Here is a 25,330-nt window from a genome sequence, read left to right as displayed (position 1 = left end):
TCTTTGAATTAAACTCTTATTTTTAAAAGATGAGTAATCTGTCAGCAATTATGTTATTGGAGGATTGATTCAGTTATATAGATTTTTTCAATTTTGCCCGATTCCATCAGGTCATTTATTTTTTTTGTTAAATTTTTCTGTAATAATAGTTGACCATCTTTACCTCTTAAATCATCTGCTTGCATTTCTGATAACTCTTGGATCATTAAGTTCTTCACTTGGAAATCTCTTTTCTCTAACTCTTCTTTCGCCTTTTTACTCTCCACTTGGATAGTAAAAGATATCCGTATATAATCGTCACTTGCTAGATTTGTCGTAATCTGGTCAATAGAGACAGTGCGTTCAAGAATATCATCAATAGAAGACTCGTTTGCATCCTTCGCAAATACATCCGTAAAGTAAAATAACGAACCACTAATTACTAGTAACAATGACAGAATTCCAACGATGAGCCATTTTTTATTCATCTTCACCGTTCTCCTCCCACATAGAATGAGCTTTAATCATACCAACAGCCTGGTAGAACTGCTGAATACTTTCCACTACTTCTAATTCATTTTCCTTCACAACATACTTTTTACCATTGGTAAGTGTGATTGTTGTATCAGGAAATGATTCGACTGTTTCGATATAAAACGCATTTAACCTAAACGATTGACCATTTAATCTCGATAATTTTATCAATTTATTGTAATAGGCAAACCAAAGCTTGCCTAAACCTCCCTTTTTAACGTTTCAAGTTAACTAGTTCTTGAAGAATCTCATCAGACGTCGTAATAATTCTTGTATTTGCTTGGAAGCCTCTTTGGGCAGTAATCATTTCAGTAAATTCTTCTGATAAATCAACATTAGACATTTCAAGTGATCCTGCTGCTAAGCTCCCTCTTCCGTCACCTGCCATACCAATATTAGCCACACCTGAGTTGGCAGAAGCTTGATAAAGGTTATTACCAGCTTTTGTTAACCCTGAGCTATTGCTAAATTTGGCTAAAGCGATCGTTCCAAGAATATCGATAAGACCATTTGAATAGACACCATTAATTTCACCAGATGCACCAATATTGAAGCTTTCCAGTTTCCCTTCCGTATAACCATCAGGAAATACATTGGCATTCGATGCTCCTTCTACTTGTGTAAGTGCAGAAAAATCAAGATTAACTAATAATTGACTTTCATCTTCATCCGTTGCCATATTATCTGTTACACCTGAAGGAACTGGTATTCTAATACCTTCTTTTAACGCATCAGCACCTACGATTTGTCCATTGGCATCAAAGCTTAATGTAAGATTATCCTCAGGTTGGGTTGGTGCCGTAACATTAAACGTCCAAGTACCATCTTCTTTCACATTTGATACATCAATTTGTAAGCCATGGGCGGATAAGACGCCATTCTTAACTTGAGACGCATTTACAGTTACATCACCATCAGGTGTTGAAATCGTATATACATCATCTTTTAACTCAACTTCCCAATCTCCTGTTTGTGTCCCCTTGTAACCTTCTGGATTTTTCACACTAATATTTCCAGCGTCTTCATCTGGATTTGTGATCGTACCAACAGAAGATGGTTTTGGCTCTTCATTAAAAAAGACACCCCAGCTATTGTCGCCCATCTTTTTAAAGTAAACAGTTGACGCATGGGCATTACCATTGCTATCAATTGTTTTTATTTGTTGATTAAATACCGTTCCAATATTCGCATCTTTTGCTAGATTTCCTTGAACTGTGATTGATTCTGTTGTCACTGCAGGAAGGGTGGCATTCACATTTACAACCACATCACCTAATACACCGTTGCTATTATATGCCTGTACTTTTAACCCCTCACTATTCACTAGACTGCCATCATCATCCAAATAAAAATTACCTGCACGCGTATAATACTGGGCCCCACCTTGCTGAACGATAAAGTAACCATCTCCTTCAATGCCCAAATCCAATGCTCTACCGGTCGTTTGCATACTCGATCCAGAGTGAATAACATCGATCGTAGCCAAAGTAGACCCTAGGCCAACTTGTGTTGCATTTCGCCCACCACGTAATTCTGTCGGTGAGGATGGACCAGCCACCATTTGATTCATTGCATCTTTAAATGTGACTCTACTCTTCTTAAAACCAGCTGTATTAACATTGGCGATATTATTACCAATTACATCTAATTTTGTTTGAAAATTCTTCATTCCACTGATCCCTGAATACATTGAGCGTAGCATTGCATTTCCTCCTTTAAATCATCAAATATATCATTTCGCTTTTATTCAATTTTCATAATTTGCTGTGGGGTAATTAATTTTTCAGAACCTGAAATATGAAAATATGTTTGTCCATCTTTAAAGGACACTGACTCCACTTTAGCTATTTGATTTTCCCCTTGATCATCCTGATAAGTAATTTCTTTTCCGATTAATAAACTAGATTGAACTAATGTATTCTCATCAATCGTTGGCTGATTTAGTTCAGAAATATTACTTGGTGATAACTCGGTTCCATCTTCAAGAATAAATGTGACAGTAGAATCTTTGAACTGTATGGAAGCAACTTTTCCAGTTCCTTGCTCAACTTCCACATTAGCCTCATTAGTATTTAATTTATGCCAAGTAATCTCTTTACCTACAAATTGAGAATAAGATAGTAATTGGTTCTGCTCTTGAATGTTGATCATTTCTTCCATACTTGTTGTCAAATTAGTCATTTGTTCTAAAGAAGAAAACTGAGCCATTTGTGATATAAATTCTTTATCATCCATCGGGCTTGTTGGGTCTTGATTTTGAAGTTGAACCATTAATAATTTTAAGAAGTCATCTTTGCCTAATGTATTGCTATTATTGGTATTGGCTGCTTGTGATTGTGATAGCAATAAAGAAGAATCAATACTGTTTGTCATATAACTTACCACCTAAACCTTTAGATTTAATAATTCTGCTTCTAATTCATCGAAGAAAGAGGTTGCTTTATCCTCTTGTTCTTCTCTTCGGTTATGACCATCACCATCTTGATTTGGTTGATTCTTCTCTCTTTGACTGAACGATTCCTCTGCATGCTTTTGTTCTAAGGAGGTTTGATAAATTTCGATCTTATCGACATTGATATTTTGTGAATGAAATGCTTGTCTGAGAGTTTGTGCGCTAGATTCAAATGCATCTTTGGCTGCCTGTGTACTTGCAATAATTCTAGCAATCATCACTTGATCTTTTTGGACAATTTCTATCTTCAATGTGCCTAAATGTTCTGGTGTGAGTTGTATGCTCAGTTTTTGTATCCCATTAACAGTCGTAAATTTGGCACGGGATAAGGTATTCTCAAACTGTTTTACTAATTGTTCTGCCGGAATTGGTTTACCATTTTGTAGAATATGTAATTGCAAAGTATCGTTCTTAGAGATTGCAACCGGATTTGTAGGAACTTGCACAGTCTTTATATCCGGATTTTGATCCTCTATTCCTTTACTAATTGTTGAAAGTATTTCCACTTCTGTTTCCATTTGCTTCTGCTCACTATTTATTAACGTCATGCTTAGTGGTGAATGATTGACCAACTGTTGTGTTCGAAGTTGTGTCTCTCGGGCTTTTAAAGAAATGGATTGAGGTATCGGTACAACTGCTTCGTTTTCTAGTATTTTCACGATGTCTTTTACGAGTCCAGCTAATTGTTGTTGATTAAATGGTGATGGTTCCGTTTGTTGATTCATCATTTGCACAAGCTTTATTGTTTGGAAGACGGCTTTGTTCTGAGTGATAAGGTCAGTTGTTTGTGTTTGTGTTTGTGTTTGCGCACGCCCACCTTCCACTACTGAAACTAACTTTGAAAGAAAATTCTCTCTAGCTTCTGCCGTTTGAAGATCTATAGAAATATCATCTTGATTTTTCAACAATGACTGGATATGAGTAAAAATCAATTCCATCTCTTCTTCTTCAATGTTTAATAACTGACTAGCCTTTTCTACAACTAGCGGTTCATCTCGTAAGTCGATATACATAAACGATTGCCATTCTTCCGGCAAATCTTCCCACTCTAATACTCCGAGAAGAGAAAGCAAATCATCTTGCTTTGTAACTGCATCTTTCGTGACGTCGCTATTCGAACTGACCGTTTCCACAGTTGACAGAACACTCCCTAAAAATTGAGCGAAATCGCCTTTCCCCACCTTCTCATTAGCTGATACTTCTTTAGTAGATTGATGGTTATTATTTATAGGTAACAGTGACATGAGTTCCATGAAACATCTCCCTCTTTATTCAGCGGCTTTCTCATCGTCATCTGTGGTAGAAGTATTTTCTACAGACGCTGTTACCAGGCTTGTAAATGAAGCAGCTTTTGTTGGTTCCATTTTTGCCAGTATATCAGCAAGTACTTCAGGTTTTACCTCTGCCAGGATTCGCACCGCTTCTTCTTCATTCATATTAGATAAAATAGGCGCAGCTTTTTTAGCAGCCATTTCTTCATAAGTTTTAATAATGTCACTAAAAGCCCGCTTATTCTCTTCTTTCATTAAAACTAATTCGTCTACTCTATTTTCTAATCGTGTTTTTTCTTGGCTTGCTTTATTTAATTCATTGTCTTTACTTTCTACTTGATTTTGCAGTTGCTCAATTCTTGCCTCACGGTCATTGACCTCTGCCTCTAGTTCGATCAGTCTATTTTCCATTGTTTGCATCATTTCTGTTTGATCTTCTTCAAAAAGGGTAGATAGAACAGGAACATTTTGACCATACTTTTTCGCCACTTCAAAGATGTTATATCCACTTACAGTTAGGATTAATAATCCAATTGCGATAAGTCCAATTAAAGTGGTGGCAATGATCATAAATATCTTAATGACCGGTCTAGACCTTTTCTCTTTGTGACTTTCCATCTTATCACCTAAAGTTCTTTATGGATAAATTGCTGGATTGAAATATCATCCATTTCAATATTTTCTAATCTCTTCATTTCTGATACGTATTGCATCTTCTTCTTATCTTTAATGACTTCATATTTCTTGTACTCTGTCATTTTTTCTGCAAGCTTTTCTTGATAATAATACATTTGTGTACGAGCATTCATTACTCTTTTTTGATAATGACTAATTGTCTTTTCTAAATTCGAAATAAACTGTTGCTGATAACGCATTTCCACTACTTGTAAACCACTAACTAGTCTTTCAGATTGCAATCTATCTAGATCTTCTTTTTTCTTTAGCAATTCATATAGTTTGGTCGCAGCTTCTTCAAAACGTCTCGTCGCTTGATTATAAATATCCAAAGCTTCATCTTTTTCACGTTCTTTTACATGCATAATTTTCTCAAACTTATATTTAAAAGACATTTGTTACTGTGCTCCTTCTCCAACTAGCGCAAATAGTTGTTCAATTCCATCATCAATCGTCACTTTTTCATCCGTTTGTTGTTTAAGAAAATTTAAAATTTGTGGATATAAAGCAATCGCTCGATCTATTTCTTGTGATGACCCTTTCTTATATGCACCGATATTAATTAAATCCTCTGATTGCCTATAAGTACTAAGTGATTCTCTTAAGCTCTCAGCTGCTTTTATATGCCTCTTACTACTAATTTGATTCATTACACGACTGATACTTTTGAGTACATCTACAGCAGGATATTGTCCTTTATTAGCGAGTTCTCTATCTAACACATAATGACCATCCAATATACCTCTCACAGTATCAGCAATTGGTTCATTCATATCATCACCATCAACAAGCACTGTATAAAAGGCAGTGATAGAGCCCTCTATGGAGGTGCCAGTTCTCTCTAACAGCTTAGGTAAAACAGAAAAAACTGATGGCGTATAGCCTTTTGTTGTCGGAGGTTCGCCAATTGCTAAACCTATCTCCCGTTGTGCCATTGCTACCCGAGTAACAGAATCCATTAGCATCATAACCTTCATGCCTTTGCTACGAAAATACTCTGCAATGGCTGTCGCTGTATAGGCACCTTTTATTCTCATTAATGGCGGTTGATCCGAGGTAGCTACAATGACAATTGAACGTTTTAATCCTTCAGGACCAAGATCTCTCTCGATAAACTCACGGACTTCTCTTCCTCTTTCACCAATTAAAGCGATGACATTAATGTCTGCTTTTGTATTTCTGGCAATCATGCCGAGTAGAGTGCTTTTACCAACACCACTACCTGCAAAAATGCCCACTCTTTGGCCGTTACCAACTGTTAGTAAACTATCAATCAACCGAACGCCTACTTCAATTGGTTCGCTAATGGGTGGTCGCAAGAGAGGATTTGGTGGCTCTTGTTCTGTTGGCACCTCTCTTAATCCTTTTGGAAGTAGAGACCCGTCTAATGGTTGTCCCAAGGAATCAAGGACATTCCCTACAAGAGAAGTCCCAACTTTAATTTCTAACGGTTTTCCTGTTGTTTCTACTAAACTACCAGGTGATATATCAGTAACTGTTGTATATGGCATAAGAATAATATTCTCATCTTTAAATCCGACCACTTCTGCACGTATCTTCCTACTCTTCTTACCTTGCACATGAATATAGCAAACATCACCAATGGAACTAACCGGCCCTTGAGATTCAATCATTAGGCCAACAACTCTCTTGACCCTCCCGTATTTTTTGAAACTATCTGTATCATGAATTTCCTCTAATAACTTATCCAAGTTCATGATGGGTCTCCAACCATTCTGATAGTCTTTCTTTGATCTCGTCTATTTGACTTTTACATGTGGCATCAATTCGACCATTATCTGAATCAATTACACAATCTACTACAGAAAGTTCTTCATCGGGAAGGATATACAGGCCAGCTTCAACAGGTAACATTGCCTTAAGTTCATCCTTATAGCTTAATAACTCTAGATATTTATCAGGATGAACAATAAGTTTAATGTTTTTGTAATGCTTTGCTTCTCTTAATGCGTTTTTTACATAAGATTGATAGTGCTCCGAATGATGAGTTAATTCCGTGGCAATGATTTTTTCTGCTACATTCATACTAATCGTTAATATCGTTCGGTCCGCTGACTGAATAGTTTCTTCATAATCAGTTTTTGCTGCATTAATTATCTCTTTTACTTCTGCTAATCTAGAGGTATATGAGTTAAATCCATCTTCTTTACCTTTACTCATCCCGGTGAGGTAACCTTCCTCATATGCCTCTTTACGTACCAATTCTTGTTCTTCTTTTGCCTTTTCCTTTTCTTCTTGAACTGTTTGATATATGCGATCAGCATGCTGATTTGCCGATTGGATAATTTCTTCCGCTCTCTTCTCTGCTTCATTAATCACCTGGTCATAATAGGCAGACATCTGCTGTGATGGATGATCCTCTGATTGTTTAAACATCGGCCGAATAGAGATTGTTATTTGCTCCTCTTCGCTTAAGTAATCGTGAGTAGAATGTTTAAATAACCTAGACAATAATATCATCCCCTCCGCCTCTAGCGACGATGATTTCCCCAGCTTCTTCCAGTCTGCGTACAATTGCGACAATTCTTGATTGTGCTTCTTCGACTTCTCGAAGTCGAACTGGTCCTAAAAATTCCATTTCCTCTTTAAATGTATCTACAGTACGCTGTGACATATTTTTATAAATAATCTCTTTTACTTCTTCACTAGACACTTTCAAAGAAAGCATGAGATCTTCACTTGCACAATCTCTTATCACTCGTTGAATGGCTTTATTATCAAGCGTAACAATATCCTCAAACACAAACATTCTTTTCTTTATTTCTTCAGCTAAATCTGGATCTTGAATTTCTAATGCATCAAGAATCGTACGTTCAGTTGAACGATCCACGCCATTGAGCACTTCTACTACAGACTCGACTCCACCAGTTTGCGTATAATCTTGTGTAACAGTAGCGGACAGCTTTCTTTCTAAAATTTGTTCGACCTCATTAATAATTTCAGGAGAAGTGCCATCCATTACTGCGATTCTTCTAGCAATATCCGCTTGCGTATTTTGAGGTAATTCCGACAGTATTTGACCAGCCTGCTGTGGTTCTAAATAGGAAAGAATTAACGCAATGGTTTGCGGATGTTCATTCTGAATAAAATTCAATATTTGTGTTGGGTCAGCTTTTCTGGCAAAATCGAATGGTCTCACTTGAAGCGAGGAAGTTAAACGATTTATTATCGCTGTTGCTTGCTCGTTTCCTAATGCCTTTTCGAGCACAGTCTTCGCGTATCCGATACCCCCTTGCGCAATGTAATCTTGAGCAAGAGCGATTTGATGAAATTCATCTAGCACTTCTTCTTTTGCCTCAGTGTCTACTTTTCTTACACCGGATATTTCTAAAGTCAACTTTTCAATTTCTTCTTCACTTAAATGCTTATACACATTAGAAGCAATATCTGGACCTAAAGATATTAATAAAATGGCTGCTTTTTGCCGTCCTGAAAGATTTTTCTTCTCCCTTTTCACGCTTGACTGGCCTCCTAATCTTCCGTAATCCATGTTCTTAGGAGCTTGGCAAAGTCTTCCGGTTTCTCTTTAGCTAGCTTCTCTAATTGCTTGATTCGGATGCTTGCCTCTGTTTCCTTTTCCTGATGTACATCAGGAATAGAATCATTTAATTGCTCTTCCACTTCATACTCTACAATATCTTCTTCTTTCTCTTTTTTATTACGTAAGAATAACCATAGTAATAATATAATTACCAATAATAGTAACCCTACAACCAAATATATCCACCAAGGAATCGTTCCTGTTTCTTCATTTGGAAACTCAACTTTTCCATTGAACTCTTGAACGGAGACAGCTATTTTATTTTGTAGCTCTTCATCGGTTAACGTTTCATCCAATGTGTCTTTATCGATGGATGTACGGATAATGGTTGATAAGATTTGCGTTATATCATTAATCCGATCTTGTGGCAATGAATTTGGATTATTAGCATCAGGTGGTTCCACCATTACTTGAATGCCCAAATCCCTTACTTTATATGGGCTTTCAACAATTTCTTTTCTTATTCTGTTTACTTCATTATTAATTGTTTCTTCTATTTTTTCATAATCGCCGTTGCTATTTGAACCTTCAACATAAGAAGAGCCGAGTGCATCCGCACCATCTTCACTTTGCGGGATACCTCCTTCTGTATCTCCATTCCCTGTAAAGGTTTCTGTTAGCTTTTGTGCACTAATGGCTATTCCTTCCATATTCTCTTCATCTACTGGTTCGACAAGATTTTCTTCTCTATTCTCTTGTGTGAAATCGACATCTGCTGTAACAGACACCACTACTTTTTCTTGACCCATTAATGTAGCTAGCATCGTTTGCACTTGACGTTGGATATCCTTTTCGATTTCTTTTTTTATTTCATGTTGTACAGCAAATTGATTGCCTGTCGAAAATTCTTCACTGTTTTTCAAATCAAAGTACTCAAAGTTTTGATTAGTTATGACGATATTATCAGTAGGTAAATTAGGTACACTTTTAGACACTAAATGATAGAGTGCTTGGATTTGTTGATTTTCAAATTTATAACCTGGATCCGTGTTTAAAACGATAGACGCCGATGCTTGTTCCTCTGTTTCATTTAAAAACACACCAGATTCAGGCATGTTTATCATGACTTTAGCGTTGTTAATACCATCAATACCTTTCATTAACTCTGCTAATTCAGACTGCATCGCATCTAGTTTCATCACGTCAAATTCATTTTCCGTCATCCCGATTCCAGCATTTTGACTAAAAAATGAGTAATCAATATTACCGCTATCTGGGATTCCTTCTGCAGCTAGCTCTACCATGAGGCTATCTACTTGTTCTTCTGGTACTTTAATAGCTGTACCACCTTCAACGATTTCTGACTTAATCCCCTTAGCATCTAAATTTTCCTTTATACTGCCTGTTTCTGAGGGTGTCAGGTTACTATATAGTGGGACTAAGGTGGTTCTGGTCGAAAGAAAAACAATGATACTAATACCAATGATTAATAATAACGGAGCACCGATTATTAAAGCCTTTTGCCCCTTTGTTTTCGCATCCCAGAACGTTCTCACCTTTGTACCATATGCTTGCAAAGAATCTTTCATCTAAAAATCCCCCGATGGTCCTTGGTTATTCATTAGACGAGAATGCATGATTTACACTTGCATTCTCATCATCTCTTGATATGCTTCGACTGCCTTGTTACGCACTTCTAGTGTTAAAGACATGGATACACTCGCTTTTTGAGCGGTGATCATTACGTCGTGGAGATCAACATCCTGCCCCGTAGCAAGCTTTGTCGTCATTTCATCCGATGCTATTTGCCTTTCATTTACACTACCAATTGCATTTTTCAAAGCCGAAGCAAAGCTATTATGTGCATCACTCGGTGTAATCTCTTTTACATTTTGAGCATTATTCGGACTATTTGTATGTACGACGGGAGAGAAGCTATTAATATTCATCTCTTAGTCTCCTTCTTATTTACCTATTTCCAATGCCTTCAAGAGCATATTCTTATTCGCATTAAATACAGTGACGTTTGCTTCATATGAACGTGTTGCACTCATCAAATCTACCATTTCTCTTAATGGATCCACATTTGGCATTTCTACATACCCTTCTGCGTTAGCATCAGCATGAGATGGATTATAGACGAGTTCAAAAGGTGTTTCATCTTCAACAATTCTCGTTACCTTTACACCATTACCTGTTTGACTTTTTTCATTTATTGCGGTTTGTAAAAATGATGAAAAGCCGTTATCTTTCGCTTGAAGCACGACGGATTTTCTCCTATAAGGGTCTTCCCCAGTCACGCTGCGAGTAGAATCAGCATTCGCCATATTTGAAGAGATGACATCCATCCTTAACCTTTGCGCTGTCAGTGCGGAAGCTGTTGTATCCAAACTATGAAAGATAGTCATCAATTATCTACCTCCCTTAATTACGTTTTCAAGTCCATTAAACTTACTACTCATGCGATCAACCAATGCGTTATATTGAATTTGGTTTGCTGCAAGCTCTGACATTTCTTGATCCATATCTACGCTGTTACCACTTTCGTTATATGTTACATTTTTCTTCGTTAAGACTGTGGTATTTAAATTAGATGGCGTCAAATCAAAATGCCTTTCATCCGTTTTATATGTATTCATGTTAGATAATGCGGAATCAAAAGCAGATTTGAAGCTTACATCCTTCGCTTTATATCCTGGGGTGTCAACATTCGCGATATTTTGCGAGATCACCTTTTGTTTTGTCGATGTTTGTTGAATTGCGTTTTCAATAATCGACATGGATTGTGAGAAGACTTTCACAAACTTCACCTCGTTTTTTCCAAAATTCTCCCCAATTAGCACTTACTAATAAATTCATCTATCATCATTGTAAAGAATATGAAATAATAAGTCTATGACCTAGAAGGGTTTTTTGGTAATTCTTTTGTCCTATTTTCGACATTTTTCTTCCTAGGTAAAAATACGCTTCATTTTTCCGTTTTTTTTAAAACGCTATTCATTATCAGTTGAATCAAGTGTTCGAATATATTATTTAATAGGTATAAAGAACTATAATGATTATGTTTATTAAAAATAGGTTTAAAGTTCTACTTTATTCGTTATTACTTTATTATTTCGTTCGTAATAAAGTTGTAACACAGAAAAATTTGACACCATAAAAATAACACGGTAACGCATCACTGCGTCTCCGTGTTATTTTTAAACTTTTTTTATTTTACTTCTTAGTTAGATTTTAATTTTTCTAATTCGAAAAGGAATTTATCGTTCAATACTTTAATATAAGTACCTTTCATCCCTAATGATCTTGATTCAATTACGCCAGCACTTTCTAATTTTCTTAGTGCATTAACGATAACAGAACGTGTGATTCCTACTCTATCGGCAATCTTTGAAGCAACTAATAGACCTTCTTTTCCGTCTAACTCTTCAAAGATATGCTCAATTGCTTCTAACTCACTGTATGATAAAGAGCTAATCGCCATTTGTACAACTGCTTTACTTCTAGCTTCTTCTTCAATTTCTTCTGCTTTTTCACGAAGAATTTCCATACCTACTACTGTAGCACCATATTCAGCTAAAACTAAATCATCATCTTCAAAGGCATCTTCCACTCTTGCAAGAATGAGGGTACCTAAACGTTCTCCTCCACCGATAATAGGAACAATTGTCGTTAAGCCAGCGCCAAATAACTCCTTATTTTCGATAGGGAATGCAGTATATTCACTATTCACATCTAAATTAGATGATGTCTCTTGAATGTTAAATAAGTTTTTAGTGTACTCTTCTGGGAACTGACGATCTTCAAGCATTTTCTTCATTCGCTCATTTTCGATTTGTTGATTCGCAGCATATCCTAATAGTTTACCTCTACGGCTTACTACGTAGATATTTGCTTCGATAACAACACTTAAAGTTTCTGCCATTTCTTTGAAGTTAACTGGCTTACCTGCAGCCTTTTGTAGCATTGCATTAATTGTTCTTGATTTTTTTAATAAATTCATTGATTTTTCCTCCTATAACTTTGGAACATTATTTCAATCCCTTGAATGTTTCGTTACTTTTTTTTTTGCTAAGATTTGCTTGATTAGGAGTACAATGAAATTTCATCAAATAAGGATTATAATATAAATTGACTTAAATCTTTATTCTTAGAAATTTCCCCGAGCTTCTCTTCTACATATTGTGGCGTAATCACAATCTTCTCTAATGTTACCTCAGGCGCTTCAAACGAAAGGTCTTCAAGCATTTTTTCCATAATCGTTTGCAATCGTCTTGCTCCAATATTATCGGTATTTTGATTTACATCATAAGCAAATTCTGCAATCCTACGTATAGCATCGTCAGAAAATTCAATTTGTATACCTTCTGTTTCTAATAAAGCTTGATATTGTTTGATCAAGGCATTATCAGGCTCAACTAATATTTTCACAAAATCATCCACAGTTAATTTTGTCAATTCGACTCTAATTGGGAAACGTCCTTGCAATTCAGGTATTAAATCAGACGGTTTAGCGGTATGGAATGCCCCAGCTGCAACGAATAAGACGTGATCGGTTTTTACTGTACCATATTTCGTTACAACAGTTGATCCTTCAACGACAGGAAGAATATCTCTTTGCACACCCTCGCGAGAAACATCTGCTGAGGAGCCACCTGAGTTTTTACTTGCGATTTTATCAATTTCATCGATAAAGATCATACCAGATTGCTCTGCTCTATAGATGGCTTCAGAACCTACTTCATCCATATCAATAAGCTTTTGTGCTTCTTCGTTCGTTAAAACTTTTCTAGCTTCGCTTACTGTAAGTTTTCGCTTCTTCTTTTTCTTTGGCATTAATCCACCAAGTGCATCTTGCATATTCATCCCCATTTGTTCCATACCCGAACCTTGGAGCATATCAAACATAGACGGTTGCTGTTCTTCTATTTCAACAGTGATTATTTCATCTTCTAGCTCTAAATTTTCAAGCTTTGTTTTCACTACTTTACGCTTTTGCTGAATTGACTGATCATCTTGTTGCTCATGATCGCTCTCTTGTTGATCATTCCCACCACCAAAAAACATTTCTAATGGGTTCTTATAATTGGCGGACTTTTTATTACTAGGTACGAGCAATTCGACAATGCGGCGATTAGCATTTTTCTCTGCTATTTCTTGCACACTTGCTACCTTTTCTTCTTTCACAAGTCGTACAGATGTCTCAACTAAATCTCTAACCATAGATTCTACATCTCTACCTACATAACCCACTTCAGTGAATTTCGTTGCCTCTACCTTAACAAATGGAGCACCAACTAATTTCGCAATCCTTCTAGCAATCTCAGTTTTACCAACTCCTGTTGGTCCAATCATTAAAATATTCTTAGGACTTACTTCATCACGAAGCTCTTCATGCAGTAGGCTTCTACGATATCTATTTCTTAATGCAACTGCTACAGCTTTCTTGGCATTTTTTTGACCGATTATGAACTGGTCAAGTCTTTCGACAATTTGACGGGGTGTTAAACTTGTCATTTTAACCATTTTAGCACTCCTTTGTTTTACAGTTCTTCCACAATAATATTGTGGTTAGTATATACACAAATTTCTGCAGCCATTTCAAGCGAAGCTTTTGCAATTTCCCGAGCTGTTAAATGTTCACCTGCAAATCTCTTTAAAGATCGACCTGCTGCTAATGCATAATTACCACCTGAACCGATTGCTAGTACACCATCGTCAGGTTCAATGACTTCACCTGTTCCTGATACGAGTAATAAACCGTCTTTATTCATAACAATTAAAAGCGCTTCTAGTTTCCGAAGAACCTTATCGCTTCTCCACTCTTTAGCAAGCTCTACAGCCGCTCTCTGCAAGTTACCGTTATATTCTTCAAGCTTTCCTTCGAACTTCTCGAATAAAGTAAATGCGTCGGCAACAGACCCTGCAAATCCGGCGATCACTTTGCCATTTGCAAGCTTTCTTACCTTTCTTGCAGTATGTTTCATGACAACCGATTCACCAAATGTAACCTGTCCATCTCCAGCCATTGCATATTCGCCATTGTGTTGTACTGCAAAAATTGTTGTTGCATGAAATTGTGACATGTTTATTCCTCCTTTTGGAGTATGTTAATAATCCACTATAGACTATATATGAGTATGACTATTCGTTTATCCATCATATAGTTAAACTTCTTTAAAATCTATGCTCTAGGATGATACTGATTATATGTCTTTTTCAAGTAATCAGGTGTAACATGTGTGTAAATTTGCGTTGATGAAAGAAAAGCATGACCTAAAAGCTCTTGAACTGTTCTCATATCAGCCCCATTTGACATTAAATGTGTAGCAAATGAATGCCTAATCTTATGGGGATGGATGCCACCTTCTAGAGACGACTTTTCAATCAATTTATTTAATATACCTCTTATACCGCGGTCAGTTAATGCGCCACCACGGTGGTTTAAAAATAAATGGTTGCTCTTCTCTTTTTGGAGTTTTAGACGTCCATCATGACAATATTTTAAAAGAGCATCGTGAGCAAAACTTCCGAATGGTATGTATCGATCTTTTTTCCCTTTTCCATGAATAAGAATAACGGAAATATCCAAATCAATATCACTCAGCTGTATAGAAGCACATTCAGCTACCCTTATGCCTGTTGCATACATCACTTCTAAAATCGCCATATTTCTTTGGCCAAGTGCTGTATCTACCTCTACACTATTAAAGAGTTGTTCCATCTCTTCTTCATAAAAAAACTGCGGTAGTCTTTTATCACCTTTTGGGATGGATGTTAATTGGAAAGGATTATCGTTAACCATACCTTCTCGTACTAATAACTTAAAAAAGCTTCTTAAGCAGGAAATTTTACGAGCAATAGTCTTTCGAGCTAAACCTTCTTGATAAAGCTTTGTTAGAAATAATCGAACATCCATATATTCGACATCATTTAACATTTTCAAACCTTGTTCAGCCATGAACATAAAAAATCCTTTTATATCCGTCTGATAATGCTCAATTGTATATTGTGAATAATTCTTTTCGATTTGTAAATATTCGATAAATAACTTTAAAGAAATGTTCACATTTTCGCTCATTTTTTGTACTCACCTCACAAGGGCTTCATCATACTATCATATTTAAGCAACCCACGCAAGAAAATTTACATATTTTTCACAAAGTTCTGAATTGTCTCTAATGCTCGATTAGCATGTTGTTCATTTCTCTCCTGCTTACCTTTAATTCTTTTTTCTAACTCTGGGAATAAACCAAAATTGGCATTCATAGGCTGGAAATTCTTCGGATTGGCATTAGCAATATATCTTGCCATACTCCCAATAGCAGTCTCAATCGGAAACTCTACTGTTTCTTGCCCTTTCACAAGTCGGGCAGCATTAATCCCTGCAATTAACCCACTAGCAGCTGATTCAACATATCCTTCTACGCCAGTCATTTGCCCAGCAAAGAATAAAGATTCTCTATTCTTGAATTGATAAGTTGATTTAAGCACTTTAGGAGAATTAATAAAAGTATTTCTATGCATGACACCGTATCTTACAATTTCAGCATTTTCTAAACCTGGTATTAAACGAAGTACCTCTTTTTGTGGCCCCCATTTTAAATGCGTTTGGAATCCAACAATATTATAAAGTGTACCTGCTGCATCATCTTGACGTAATTGAACAACAGCATATGGCCTCTTCCCTGTTTTAGGATCCTCTAAACCAACAGGTTTCATCGGTCCAAAGAGCATTGTTTTCTTTCCACGAGATGCCATCACTTCGATAGGCATACAACCTTCAAAAAAGATTTCCTTCTCAAATTCTTTTAACGGCACAGTTTCAGCATTAATTAACGCTTCGTAAAATACATTGAACTCTTCCTCGTTCATCGGACAATTTAAATAAGCTGCTTCCCCTTTATCATAACGAGATTTCAAATAGACTTTATCCATATTAATGGAATCTTTTTCGATAATTGGTGCCGCTGCATCATAAAAATAAAGATAATCTTCCCCAGACAGTTCACGTAGTTTTTCAGAAAGTAATTCACTTGTTAATGGGCCTGTCGCAATAACAGTAATCCCTTCAGGAATATCCGTTACTTCCTCATTTATCACTGTCACATTCGGGTGATTCTTCACTGCTTCAGTTACCCTCGCAGCGAAGTCATGGCGGTCAACAGCTAAAGCACCACCTGCAGGAACTGCACTTTCATCTGCTGAAGAAATAATCACAGAATTTAATTGTCTCATTTCTTCTTTTAATACACCTACAGCATTCGTTAAATTGTTGGCTCTTAAAGAATTACTACAAACTAATTCAGCAAATTTATCTGTATGATGAGCTGCTGTTTGTCTAACTGGTCTCATTTCATATAAGCGTACTTGAATGCCTCGTTTAGCAATTTGCCAAGCGGCTTCACTTCCAGCTAACCCAGCCCCAACTACGTTTACTACCTGTTCAGTCATTAATTAATTCTCCTTACTTATTGTAAAATAATTTATATCATTCATTTAATTGTTCGTTTTAACTAAATCATAAACGAGTGTAATCTTTTAATCCCAAATTGCATTGTACAATATTACAAAAAAATTTGAAAGCATAAAGTATTTTTTTAACCGTTGTCTATCTCAAAAAATCATTTGTCCATCCACTGTGTGATTTTACCGTTTTTTCATAGAATACATGATGTTATTGCTTTCAGTCTCTTAACCATCTTTACCACAATCATCGCATTTTTATCATCTCATTTGATAACATTTCATTCTAATACTTCACAAAAACTTCAAATTGTATTTTGATTCCATCATTCATTATTACTGATATAGAACAGTTATAAGATATTAAATAGTTAGTTGTTTTTAAAATAGGAACGACGATTTATCTTTACTTTCATATTCACATCTCTCAAATTCAATTAAACAAGATCTTTATATGACTTCGAAAAAAACCCTATCTTCTTTAAAACCAATTCGTTTTTTTGAACACACAAAAATATGCTTTTAATATAAAAAAAACGAACAATTAATATAAATAATTAATAATTGTTCGTTTCTATGTGCACATATACTTTTTTATTAGGAATGAGCAAACCATTGCTCACTTCAATTTATCCTTGTTTCTCTTCTTTATAGTCGCAGTCAACACACTGTACTTGTACACCCTTTTTCAGTTTTTTCTCAACAAGTAGTGATTCACATTTCGGACAGCTTCTTGCTATCGGCTTATCCCATGAAATAAACTCACACTCAGGGTAGCGGTCACAACCATAAAAGATACGGCGCTTTTTGCTTTTTCTCTCAATGATATTACCTTCTTTACAAGTAGGGCATTTCACACCGATTTCCTTCACTATTGCCTTTGTATTGCGACACTCTGGAAAGTTACTGCAAGCCATAAACTTGCCATAGCGTCCCATTTTGTATACCATCGGGCTTCCACATTGTTCACAATCTTCTCCCGCAGGTTCGTCTTTAATTTCTATTTCCTGCATTTCTTTCTCTGCTACTTCTAATCGTTTTTCAAAACCTTGATAAAATTCATCAATGATTTTAACCCAATTTTCTTTTCCCTCTTCAATATAATCCAGATCTTGTTCCATTTTTGCAGTAAATTCCACGTCTAATATCTCAGGGAAAAACTCCATTAATAGTACGGAAACAACTTCTCCTAATTCAGTTGGCACAAAACGTTTATTATCTAATGTGACATAGCCGCGCTTCTGAATTGTATCTAACGTCGGTGCAAAAGTTGATGGTCTACCTATACCTAGTTCTTCAAGCGTTTTGACTAACCTTGCTTCAGTATATCTTGGAGGTGGTTGAGTAAAGTGTTGTTTCGGTTCGATATCCTTCTTAACGACTTTATCTCCCTCTTTTAAATTAGGAAGCATATTAGATTTTTCTTCCGTCTGATCATCTGTTCCTTCGACATAAACTTTCATAAACCCAGGGAACTTAATCTTTGAACCATTTGCTCTAAAGGTCACTTGACCGTTGATTAAATCAACACTCATTGTATCCATTATGGCAGGAGCCATTTGACTAGCAGTAAAACGTTCCCAGATTAAACGATATAAACGAAGCTGATCTCTTGAAAGATGCTCTTTCAGCGAATTCGGTTCCCTTAATATACTGGTAGGTCGGATGGCTTCATGTGCATCTTGAGCATTAGCGTTTTTCTTTTCTTTTCTTTTTGATGCTGGCAAATACTCTTTGCCATATTGGTTTGTAATATAATCCACTGCTTCACTTTGAGCAACTTCAGATACTCTCGTAGAATCCGTTCTCATATAAGTAATTAATCCGATTGTACCTTCTTTTCCCAAATCAATACCTTCGTAAAGCTGCTGAGCAAGCATCATTGTTTTCTTTGCTCGGAAATTTAATTTTCTTGCTGCTTCCTGTTGAAGAGAAGATGTAGTAAAAGGAACTGCAGGGTTTCTCTTTCTCTCCTTTTTCGTTACATCTGTTACTTCAAACTCATTATTCTTTAACTCTTTTAAAACAACTTGCACATCTTCTTCAGATTTCAACTCAAACTTCTTACCATTTAGGGCAAAAAAGCTTGCATCAAAAGTAGATTTACCTTTGACAAACTCTCCATCTATGCTCCAATATTCTTCTGGTTCGAATTTGTTAATTTCCTTTTCTCTATCAAGGATTAAACGAACGGCAATTGATTGTACACGACCGGCGCTAAGCCCTTTTTTAACCTTTTTCCATAGTAGTGGACTAATATTATAGCCCACTAACCTATCTAGCATTCTTCTTGCTTGCTGGGCATCAACTAAATCCATATTAATCGCTCTTGGATGTTTAAAAGATTCTTTAATGGCATCTTTTGTGATTTCATTAAATACAACACGACATTTTGAATCAAGATCCATATCTAAGCTATGCGCCAAATGCCATGCAATTGCTTCCCCTTCGCGATCGGGGTCAGCTGCGAGATAAATTTTCTTCGCTTTTTTTGCAGCTGTTTTTAACTCTTTTAATACGGGTCCCTTACCGCGAATCGTTATATATTTTGGTTCATAATTATTTTCAACATCTACACCCGTCTGGCTCTTAGGTAAATCCCTTACATGCCCCATGGATGCTTTCACTTTATATTTTTTCCCCAAGTATCTTTCTATTGTTTTTGCTTTAGCTGGGGATTCTACGATTACTAGAAAATCTGACATCCAGTTGTCCTCCTCAAGAGGGAATAAATTTGCTAAACCCGCTGTTTCTTTCATTTAAATAAATGTTTATTCTTATTTATTGACCATTTTCTACCTATTTAAATGCTCAATCGTATTTGTTCTTCGAAATATCCACTATTATTAATCAATTTATTTAGCTTTGTCAAATCTAAACCGCTACTATCGCCTCTCCATTTGCTGTCATACAAACAAACTTCTGAAGCAAAATGTATAACAGTTTTTCAATAATTTCAACCTTTTTCATAAAAATTCCTGTAAAATTTATGATTTTTGCCCCTAATATACCAGCTCTTCTATAATATCTTCCGCTGAAAGTATTAATTTCGCACCATTTTGAATCAGTTCATTCGTTCCTGAGAAAAAAGGTGAAAGAATGCCTCCTGGTACCGCAAACACATCTCTACCTTCTTGAACAGCAAAGTTAGCAGTAATAAGAGAACCACTTTTCCTTTTTGCCTCAATGACTAAAGTCGCACGGCTAATACCACTAATTATGCGATTTCTCATTGGAAAATGCCATCTTTCCGCTTTTGTATGCGGTGGGTACTCTGATAACACTAGATGATTATGAGACATTTGCTGAAATAAATGGCGGTTACCAGTTGGATACATATTAAAAAATCCACTTCCCAATACACCAATCGTATGCCCACTCAAGTGCATAGCTACCTTATGAGCATGGGCATCTACTCCTTTTGCTAAACCACTTGCGATAATAAATCCTCTTTTTATGAGTGTGGGAAAAATTTCTTCGATGACTCTCGCTCCGTATTCAGTCATATTTCGACTTCCGACAACAGAAAGAATTGGTTTCATATTGAGTAACGACAAGTCTCCTTTTGCATAGAGAAACCAAGGTGGCTGATACGTTTCTCTCAAAAGCTTAGGATAATTTTCATCCATAATAGAAATGATTTTTATGTCGTTGTATACGTACTGTGAAAGTAGCTCTTCCATGTTTAAGGTAAGAATTTCATCATTAATTTTCTTTCTCGTATCTGCATTTAGGAAGTGAAAATAAGGGAGAGGGTTTGGTCGCTGAAAAGAGATGGAGGAAAGGGTGGGATCTGCTTTTACAATTTGATATAGCGTTTTCCACGATACAGATCGACAATGATGGAGAGTAAGTAGTTTAGTTGTCATCAAATCATTCATAAGAACGCACTCCTTTTTTCTGAATTTTAAGTATATTATTTTATTTAATAAAGTCCCCTTCTTTAAAAAGGGGACTTTATCTATTAATTAATGCGTTTTACATTTATCATAAAGATCAGTTTCTTTTAACACTTTAATAAGTGTTTCACCCATTACTGAAGGTGTATCAGCTACTTGTATTCCGCACTCATTCATTACACGGATTTTTTCATCAGCTGTTCCTTTACCACCAGAAATAATCGCACCAGCATGGCCCATACGTTTTCCTGGAGGCGCTGTACGACCACCAATAAAGCCAACAACTGGCTTAGTCATGTTCGCTTTTACCCACTCAGCAGCTTCTTCTTCTGCAGTACCACCGATTTCACCAATCATGATAACTGCATAAGTTTCAGGGTCATTATTAAACTCTTTTAGTACATCGATGAAGTTTGTACCATTAACAGGATCTCCACCAATACCTACAGCAGTTGTTTGTCCAATTCCAGCTTCTGATAATTGGTGCACTGCTTCATAAGTTAATGTACCAGAACGTGAAACTACACCCACATGACCTTTTTTGTGAATGTATCCTGGCATAATACCAATTTTACATTCATCTGCTGTAATAACACCAGGACAGTTAGGTCCAACTAGACGCGTTTTCTTACCTTCCATGTAACGTTTCACTTTCACCATATCAAGTACTGGAATGTGTTCTGTGATACAGATAGCAAGATCTAATTCAGCATCAGTTGCTTCCATGATTGAATCTGCAGCAAAAGGTGCTGGGACATAAATAACAGATGCAGTCGCACCAGTTGCTTCAACAGCTTCTTTCACAGTATTAAAAACAGGTACACCTTCGACTTCCATGCCACCTTTACCAGGAGTCACACCGCCGACAATTTTAGTACCATATTCAAGCATTTGTTTTGTATGGAATAGCGCAGTTGAACCAGTAATTCCTTGTACAATCACTTTTGTATCTTTATTAATAAATACGCTCATGTTTTTTTCTCCTTCCTGATTTCCGTATCTCAAAAATAATAACTAAGGCACTATGCCCATTATCACTTTTTTCGCCATCTACCTATAGGTCTTATCCTACAAGTGATACGATTTTTTGCGCTCCGTCAGCCATAGAGTCTGCTGCAACGATTTCAACATCAGATTCAGCAAGAATTTTCTTACCTAAGTCCACATTTGTACCTTCTAAACGTACAACTAGAGGAACTTCTAATCCAACTTGTTTAGCCGCTTCAACAACACCTGTAGCAATAACATCACATTTCATAATTCCGCCAAAGATATTAACGAAAATACCTTTAACATTTTCATCAGAAAGGATAATTTTGAATGCTTCAGTTACTTTCTCAGCAGTCGCACCGCCCCCAACATCAAGGAAGTTTGCCGGATCGCCGCCATAATGCTTGATAATGTCCATTGTAGACATAGCAAGGCCCGCACCGTTAACCATACAACCAATGTTACCATCAAGTGCGATATAGCTTAAGTCATATTTAGAAGCTTCAATTTCTTTTGTATCTTCTTCTTCTAAATCACGCATTTCTAAAATGTCTTTACGACGATATAATGCGTTGCTATCGAAGTTTAATTTTGCATCAAGGGCCATTACTTTACCGTCCCCTGTTACAACTAATGGGTTAATTTCAGCAATTGAACAATCTTTTTCTACATATGCTTGATAAAGACCCATCATAAATTTAACAGCTTGGTTTACAAGCTTTGTAGGGATATTAATATTAAAAGCAATACGACGTGCTTGGAACGCTGTTAATCCAACAACTGGATCAATTTCTTCTTTGAAGATTTTCTCTGGAGTAGCTTCTGCTACTTCTTCAATTTCTGTTCCGCCTTCTTCAGAAGCCATTAGCGTTACGCGAGAAGTTGCACGGTCTAAAACTAGTCCAACATAATATTCTTTTTGAATGTCGCAACCTTCTTCAATAAGCAAACGTTTTACTTCTTTTCCTTCTGGTCCTGTTTGGTGAGTAACAAGCGTTTTACCTAGAATTTCTTCAGCATATGTACGCACTTCTTCCAAGTTTTTAGCTACTTTTACTCCGCCAGCTTTTCCACGTCCACCTGCATGGATTTGCGCCTTTACAACACAAACGTCAGTACCTAATTCTTTTGCGGCTTCTACTGCTTCTTCAACAGTGAATGCTACTTTACCATTTGGTACTGCAACCCCGTATTGTCTGAGGACTTCTTTTCCTTGATACTCATGTATATTCATTTCCCATCCTCCTAACTAACTCTTCAAAAAATTAGACTGCGTTTACATTTTATATAATGTGACAAAAGTTGTCTACTGTATTAGCTGAAATATTCAATCAGCTGATTCAATACTTATTCAAAAAAAGTGCTTTAAGCCTTTATCTCATCGCATTTTTTCTATTTCAAAAAAATATTATTGTTTCAACTACTTTGCCTTTTCAAAAAGATGAATAATTACCATACTCCACTTGAATGGGTCAAAAAGTATTACTGTTGATTCAGTGAACGGACACCATTATTTCGCACTTCTTTGTCTTTCGCTTTTCTATCTACTTGATAAATAAACGCGAAAACTTCCGCGACTACTTGATACAGCTCTTCAGGTATCTTTTCATTCATATTTAATTTTCCTAGTAACTCCACTAAAGAAGGGTCTTCTTGAATCGGTAATTCATGCTGTTGTGCAACAGTTATTATATTTTCTGCAATAAGCCCTTTTCCCTTTGCAGAAACGACCGGTGCATCCATCTTTTCTGAGTAAGTTAAGGCAACTGCTTGTTTAGCGTTTTGTCCATTCATATTCGCATATCAACACCTGTAATTTGAAATGTATCCGTCTTATCCGTCTTATCCTCTTCTACTTTACTTGTTATTTCGGAAAAATTAATTTGTGTTAATTGATAATTCGTTTCGTTTAATTTACGTTTAATCAGCTCCTCATATGGCTGGGTATCTGGGAGCAGTTTTTTGTTTTCAGTTGAAATATTCATCGTGATTACTCTGTTTTGAATCTGCAACTTTATATAGGTTTCACCCAATGTTTCCATATTTAAATGAAATAGCACCCGACAGAAACTTGGATCAATTTCCCCATTCTTTTTCCTTTTACTTGACCACTGCATTGAAAGGAGTTTACTGAATGGGCTTAGTGGAAATGGCAACTGTAGGGCAAAGTGGGAGAGTCCATTTGTATCATGTGAAAGTAGCTGCATCCCAGTGATTTTATTTAATAACTCCTTAGCAGCTTCACTCAGAGCAGGTTGCTGGATTTCTTTGATCAACTGTAAAATGAGTGGTTTAATCGCCTGAATGTTAATTGGCTGTCTTTCATTAAGTTGCTGTTCATAAGTTAAACCGAATATAGCTAATATTTGCTTTAGTTCACCCTTTATCATCACTGGGTTATGTAATTGCTGCCTGTTTTCTTCCGCAATATTATACAAAAGTTGTTGCGTTTTTGAATAAGCGTTTTTATTTATGTTTTCTAGCACTTGAAGTTGTTCTTGCATACGAGAATAAACATCTACAAGTGGTAATGAGGTTTGCTTGGTGGGGATTGATGGATGGTCATATAATTTCGCCAGACCATCCTTTATTAAACTTGTTATCTGGTTAGCATTTAAAGGCAATGTAATTTCTCCATTTTTTATGCTAGCCTGTAAGTTAGTCCCACTCTCCCATGTAAATGAAAAAGCATGATTCAATTTTGTTAATGTGAGCAAAAAAGGGGCCGTTTGTTTTTGTAATCCCCCGCTTTGTATATTTTGTAAAAGAGATAATATTGCTTTATTTTTTTCATCTGAACTGGTATATAACAGCTGCTGAATGATTTGTTCTTCACTGCTTTTCGACGAAAATACACCTAACTTTTGTAACAAGGAGAAACTTTCTTTTGCTTGAACGCTATTTTTCAGCCAGCCATCCATTAAACTTGTTAACATTTTATCATTGAAAAGATGGTTAAATTTATTTAAAAGGTTATCAAGTGTTTGAGCTGTTTCGTTATTGAGATAGGGCGTAAGCTTATGTTGAAGATTGTTTATTGCGAACGTGATTGTTGGCTCATTTTTCATGCTATGTACGGCGTTGAAAACTTCTTTAGTTAATGGTAATCGTCTATCTAAAAGTGTTTTAAACACAGCGATATCTTGTTTTGTATCTCCTGTCATCCAATGAGTAAATGATTTTACAAGTGATTGAGTAAGTGGAATCTCTCGACTTTGAAACCATTTAACTAGCTCAACCTTTTCTTGTGTAGCATTTATTCCCATCGTTTGTAAAATCGCTTGGGGAGATATGCCTTTTAAAAGTTGATTTTCATCGATAATTTGTAAGTTAATTCCTTCACCATTCTTTTGCACCACAAACCAAATATCACTATTGTTAATTAGATTGATTGCGGTTTTCGCATAAATCTTCTGAGCCCCTATTTGAATTTCAGCCATGTTTTCCTCGTTCACCTTCAAAACTTTGCCCTTTAACAATTGCCCTGGCCGTAACATGAGTGGCTGGTTTTTTATTGGGTCTTTTGAAACCAGCGTTAATTCATTCACTTCCACCAACCTTA

25 protein-coding genes are annotated in these 25,330 nt (G+C 36.2%); all 25 read right to left on the bottom strand.

What is annotated here, in order from left to right:
- Window positions 1–53 precede the first annotated feature (53 nt).
- The gene (fliL, locus tag U9M49_RS02635; RefSeq protein ID WP_095369523.1) at window positions 54–467 is read right to left on the bottom strand and encodes a flagellar basal body-associated protein FliL; all 414 of its coding nucleotides are present in this window, start codon (window positions 465–467) and stop codon (window positions 54–56) included.
- Window positions 460–684 (bottom strand): flagellar FlbD family protein, encoded by a 225-nt coding sequence (locus tag U9M49_RS02630; RefSeq protein ID WP_095369524.1) that lies wholly within the window; start codon window positions 682–684, stop codon window positions 460–462. The genes fliL and U9M49_RS02630 overlap by 8 nt, the downstream gene beginning before the upstream one ends.
- Window positions 685–727: 43 nt before the next feature.
- Window positions 728–2,215, bottom strand: coding sequence for a flagellar hook protein FlgE (locus U9M49_RS02625; protein ID WP_416337081.1), 1,488 nt, complete (start codon window positions 2,213–2,215; stop codon window positions 728–730).
- Between the two features lie 41 nt (window positions 2,216–2,256).
- Window positions 2,257–2,886: a flagellar hook assembly protein FlgD gene (gene flgD, locus U9M49_RS02620; protein ID WP_095369526.1), complete on the bottom strand. Its 630-nt coding sequence runs from the start codon at window positions 2,884–2,886 to the stop codon at window positions 2,257–2,259.
- 12 nt (window positions 2,887–2,898) lie between these two features.
- Window positions 2,899–4,218, bottom strand: coding sequence for a flagellar hook-length control protein FliK (locus U9M49_RS02615; protein ID WP_322909230.1), 1,320 nt, complete (start codon window positions 4,216–4,218; stop codon window positions 2,899–2,901).
- A 15-nt stretch (window positions 4,219–4,233) separates the two neighbouring features.
- On the bottom strand, window positions 4,234–4,854 hold the full coding sequence (locus tag U9M49_RS02610; RefSeq protein ID WP_095369528.1) for a MotE family protein: 621 nt from the start codon (window positions 4,852–4,854) through the stop codon (window positions 4,234–4,236).
- A gap of 8 nt (window positions 4,855–4,862) precedes the next feature.
- Complete coding sequence (gene fliJ / locus U9M49_RS02605) at window positions 4,863–5,306, bottom strand: flagellar export protein FliJ (RefSeq protein ID WP_095369529.1); 444 nt, start codon at window positions 5,304–5,306, stop codon at window positions 4,863–4,865.
- Between the two features lie 3 nt (window positions 5,307–5,309).
- Complete coding sequence (fliI, locus tag U9M49_RS02600) at window positions 5,310–6,629, bottom strand: flagellar protein export ATPase FliI (RefSeq protein ID WP_095369530.1); 1,320 nt, start codon at window positions 6,627–6,629, stop codon at window positions 5,310–5,312.
- Entirely contained in the window at window positions 6,616–7,383 is a 768-nt protein-coding gene (gene fliH, locus U9M49_RS02595; protein WP_322909229.1) for a flagellar assembly protein FliH, read from the bottom strand. Before fliH ends, fliI begins: the two co-directional genes overlap by 14 nt.
- Window positions 7,376–8,422, bottom strand: coding sequence for a flagellar motor switch protein FliG (gene fliG, locus U9M49_RS02590; protein ID WP_095369532.1), 1,047 nt, complete (start codon window positions 8,420–8,422; stop codon window positions 7,376–7,378). Before fliG ends, fliH begins: the two co-directional genes overlap by 8 nt.
- A complete protein-coding gene (gene fliF, locus U9M49_RS02585; protein ID WP_307314433.1) occupies window positions 8,404–10,002 on the bottom strand; it encodes a flagellar basal-body MS-ring/collar protein FliF in 1,599 nt (532 codons plus the stop codon). The genes fliG and fliF overlap by 19 nt, the downstream gene beginning before the upstream one ends.
- 51 nt (window positions 10,003–10,053) lie before the next feature.
- On the bottom strand, window positions 10,054–10,362 hold the full coding sequence (gene fliE, locus U9M49_RS02580; RefSeq protein WP_095369534.1) for a flagellar hook-basal body complex protein FliE: 309 nt from the start codon (window positions 10,360–10,362) through the stop codon (window positions 10,054–10,056).
- Between the two features lie 15 nt (window positions 10,363–10,377).
- Window positions 10,378–10,821, bottom strand: a complete 444-nt coding sequence (flgC, locus tag U9M49_RS02575) for a flagellar basal body rod protein FlgC (RefSeq protein ID WP_095373475.1) — start codon at window positions 10,819–10,821, stop codon at window positions 10,378–10,380.
- 3 nt (window positions 10,822–10,824) lie between these two features.
- A complete protein-coding gene (gene flgB, locus U9M49_RS02570; protein WP_095369535.1) occupies window positions 10,825–11,214 on the bottom strand; it encodes a flagellar basal body rod protein FlgB in 390 nt (129 codons plus the stop codon).
- Between the two features lie 422 nt (window positions 11,215–11,636).
- Window positions 11,637–12,416, bottom strand: coding sequence for a GTP-sensing pleiotropic transcriptional regulator CodY (codY, locus tag U9M49_RS02565; RefSeq protein ID WP_095369536.1), 780 nt, complete (start codon window positions 12,414–12,416; stop codon window positions 11,637–11,639).
- A 116-nt stretch (window positions 12,417–12,532) separates the two neighbouring features.
- Complete coding sequence (hslU, locus tag U9M49_RS02560) at window positions 12,533–13,930, bottom strand: HslU--HslV peptidase ATPase subunit (RefSeq protein WP_373370913.1); 1,398 nt, start codon at window positions 13,928–13,930, stop codon at window positions 12,533–12,535.
- A 26-nt stretch (window positions 13,931–13,956) separates the two neighbouring features.
- A complete protein-coding gene (gene hslV, locus U9M49_RS02555; RefSeq protein WP_095369538.1) occupies window positions 13,957–14,499 on the bottom strand; it encodes an ATP-dependent protease subunit HslV in 543 nt (180 codons plus the stop codon).
- Between the two features lie 98 nt (window positions 14,500–14,597).
- On the bottom strand, window positions 14,598–15,494 hold the full coding sequence (gene xerC / locus U9M49_RS02550; protein ID WP_322909228.1) for a tyrosine recombinase XerC: 897 nt from the start codon (window positions 15,492–15,494) through the stop codon (window positions 14,598–14,600).
- 65 nt (window positions 15,495–15,559) lie between these two features.
- Window positions 15,560–16,867, bottom strand: a complete 1,308-nt coding sequence (gene trmFO, locus U9M49_RS02545; protein ID WP_095369540.1) for an FADH(2)-oxidizing methylenetetrahydrofolate--tRNA-(uracil(54)-C(5))-methyltransferase TrmFO — start codon at window positions 16,865–16,867, stop codon at window positions 15,560–15,562.
- 641 nt (window positions 16,868–17,508) lie between these two features.
- Window positions 17,509–19,584, bottom strand: a complete 2,076-nt coding sequence (gene topA / locus U9M49_RS02540; protein WP_322909227.1) for a type I DNA topoisomerase — start codon at window positions 19,582–19,584, stop codon at window positions 17,509–17,511.
- 297 nt (window positions 19,585–19,881) lie between these two features.
- A complete protein-coding gene (dprA, locus tag U9M49_RS02535; RefSeq protein ID WP_095369541.1) occupies window positions 19,882–20,760 on the bottom strand; it encodes a DNA-processing protein DprA in 879 nt (292 codons plus the stop codon).
- Window positions 20,761–20,847: 87 nt separating this feature from the next.
- A complete protein-coding gene (gene sucD, locus U9M49_RS02530; protein WP_095369542.1) occupies window positions 20,848–21,750 on the bottom strand; it encodes a succinate--CoA ligase subunit alpha in 903 nt (300 codons plus the stop codon).
- A gap of 91 nt (window positions 21,751–21,841) precedes the next feature.
- The gene (sucC, locus tag U9M49_RS02525; RefSeq protein ID WP_095369543.1) at window positions 21,842–23,002 is read right to left on the bottom strand and encodes an ADP-forming succinate--CoA ligase subunit beta; all 1,161 of its coding nucleotides are present in this window, start codon (window positions 23,000–23,002) and stop codon (window positions 21,842–21,844) included.
- Between the two features lie 248 nt (window positions 23,003–23,250).
- Window positions 23,251–23,562, bottom strand: a complete 312-nt coding sequence (locus U9M49_RS02520) for an EscU/YscU/HrcU family type III secretion system export apparatus switch protein (protein WP_095369544.1) — start codon at window positions 23,560–23,562, stop codon at window positions 23,251–23,253.
- Window positions 23,559–25,322 (bottom strand): hypothetical protein, encoded by a 1,764-nt coding sequence (locus U9M49_RS02515; RefSeq protein WP_307314453.1) that lies wholly within the window; start codon window positions 25,320–25,322, stop codon window positions 23,559–23,561. Before U9M49_RS02515 ends, U9M49_RS02520 begins: the two co-directional genes overlap by 4 nt.
- Between the last annotated feature and the right edge of the window lie 8 nt (window positions 25,323–25,330).

It is taken from the genome of Cytobacillus sp. OWB-43 (assembly GCF_034651445.1).
In the GTDB taxonomy this organism is placed as follows: domain Bacteria; phylum Bacillota; class Bacilli; order Bacillales; family Cytobacillaceae; genus Cytobacillus; species Cytobacillus kochii.
This window is presented reverse-complemented; position numbering and strand designations above follow the sequence as displayed.

Excerpts from the sequence above, each read along its gene's own strand:
- flgC (WP_095373475.1), bottom strand. The coding sequence starts at position 10,821 with ATGACTATCTTTCATAGTTTGGATACAACAGCTTCCGCACTGACAGCG.
- fliG (WP_095369532.1), bottom strand. The coding sequence starts at position 8,422 with ATGGATTACGGAAGATTAGGAGGCCAGTCAAGCGTGAAAAGGGAGAAG.
- fliI (WP_095369530.1), bottom strand. The coding sequence starts at position 6,629 with ATGAACTTGGATAAGTTATTAGAGGAAATTCATGATACAGATAGTTTC.
- U9M49_RS02520 (WP_095369544.1), bottom strand. The coding sequence starts at position 23,562 with ATGAATGGACAAAACGCTAAACAAGCAGTTGCCTTAACTTACTCAGAA.
- fliL (WP_095369523.1), bottom strand. The coding sequence starts at position 467 with ATGAATAAAAAATGGCTCATCGTTGGAATTCTGTCATTGTTACTAGTA.
- dprA (WP_095369541.1), bottom strand. The coding sequence starts at position 20,760 with ATGAATGATTTGATGACAACTAAACTACTTACTCTCCATCATTGTCGA.
- U9M49_RS02610 (WP_095369528.1), bottom strand. The coding sequence starts at position 4,854 with ATGGAAAGTCACAAAGAGAAAAGGTCTAGACCGGTCATTAAGATATTT.
- topA (WP_322909227.1), bottom strand. The coding sequence starts at position 19,584 with ATGTCAGATTTTCTAGTAATCGTAGAATCCCCAGCTAAAGCAAAAACA.
- sucC (WP_095369543.1), bottom strand. The coding sequence starts at position 23,002 with ATGAATATACATGAGTATCAAGGAAAAGAAGTCCTCAGACAATACGGG.
- codY (WP_095369536.1), bottom strand. The coding sequence starts at position 12,416 with ATGAATTTATTAAAAAAATCAAGAACAATTAATGCAATGCTACAAAAG.
- hslU (WP_373370913.1), bottom strand. The coding sequence starts at position 13,930 with ATGACAAGTTTAACACCCCGTCAAATTGTCGAAAGACTTGACCAGTTC.
- trmFO (WP_095369540.1), bottom strand. The coding sequence starts at position 16,867 with ATGACTGAACAGGTAGTAAACGTAGTTGGGGCTGGGTTAGCTGGAAGT.
- xerC (WP_322909228.1), bottom strand. The coding sequence starts at position 15,494 with ATGAGCGAAAATGTGAACATTTCTTTAAAGTTATTTATCGAATATTTA.
- hslV (WP_095369538.1), bottom strand. The coding sequence starts at position 14,499 with ATGTCACAATTTCATGCAACAACAATTTTTGCAGTACAACACAATGGC.
- U9M49_RS02615 (WP_322909230.1), bottom strand. The coding sequence starts at position 4,218 with ATGGAACTCATGTCACTGTTACCTATAAATAATAACCATCAATCTACT.
- U9M49_RS02625 (WP_416337081.1), bottom strand. The coding sequence starts at position 2,215 with ATGCTACGCTCAATGTATTCAGGGATCAGTGGAATGAAGAATTTTCAA.
- fliE (WP_095369534.1), bottom strand. The coding sequence starts at position 10,362 with ATGAATATTAATAGCTTCTCTCCCGTCGTACATACAAATAGTCCGAAT.
- fliJ (WP_095369529.1), bottom strand. The coding sequence starts at position 5,306 with ATGTCTTTTAAATATAAGTTTGAGAAAATTATGCATGTAAAAGAACGT.
- flgD (WP_095369526.1), bottom strand. The coding sequence starts at position 2,886 with ATGACAAACAGTATTGATTCTTCTTTATTGCTATCACAATCACAAGCA.
- fliF (WP_307314433.1), bottom strand. The coding sequence starts at position 10,002 with ATGAAAGATTCTTTGCAAGCATATGGTACAAAGGTGAGAACGTTCTGG.
- sucD (WP_095369542.1), bottom strand. The coding sequence starts at position 21,750 with ATGAGCGTATTTATTAATAAAGATACAAAAGTGATTGTACAAGGAATT.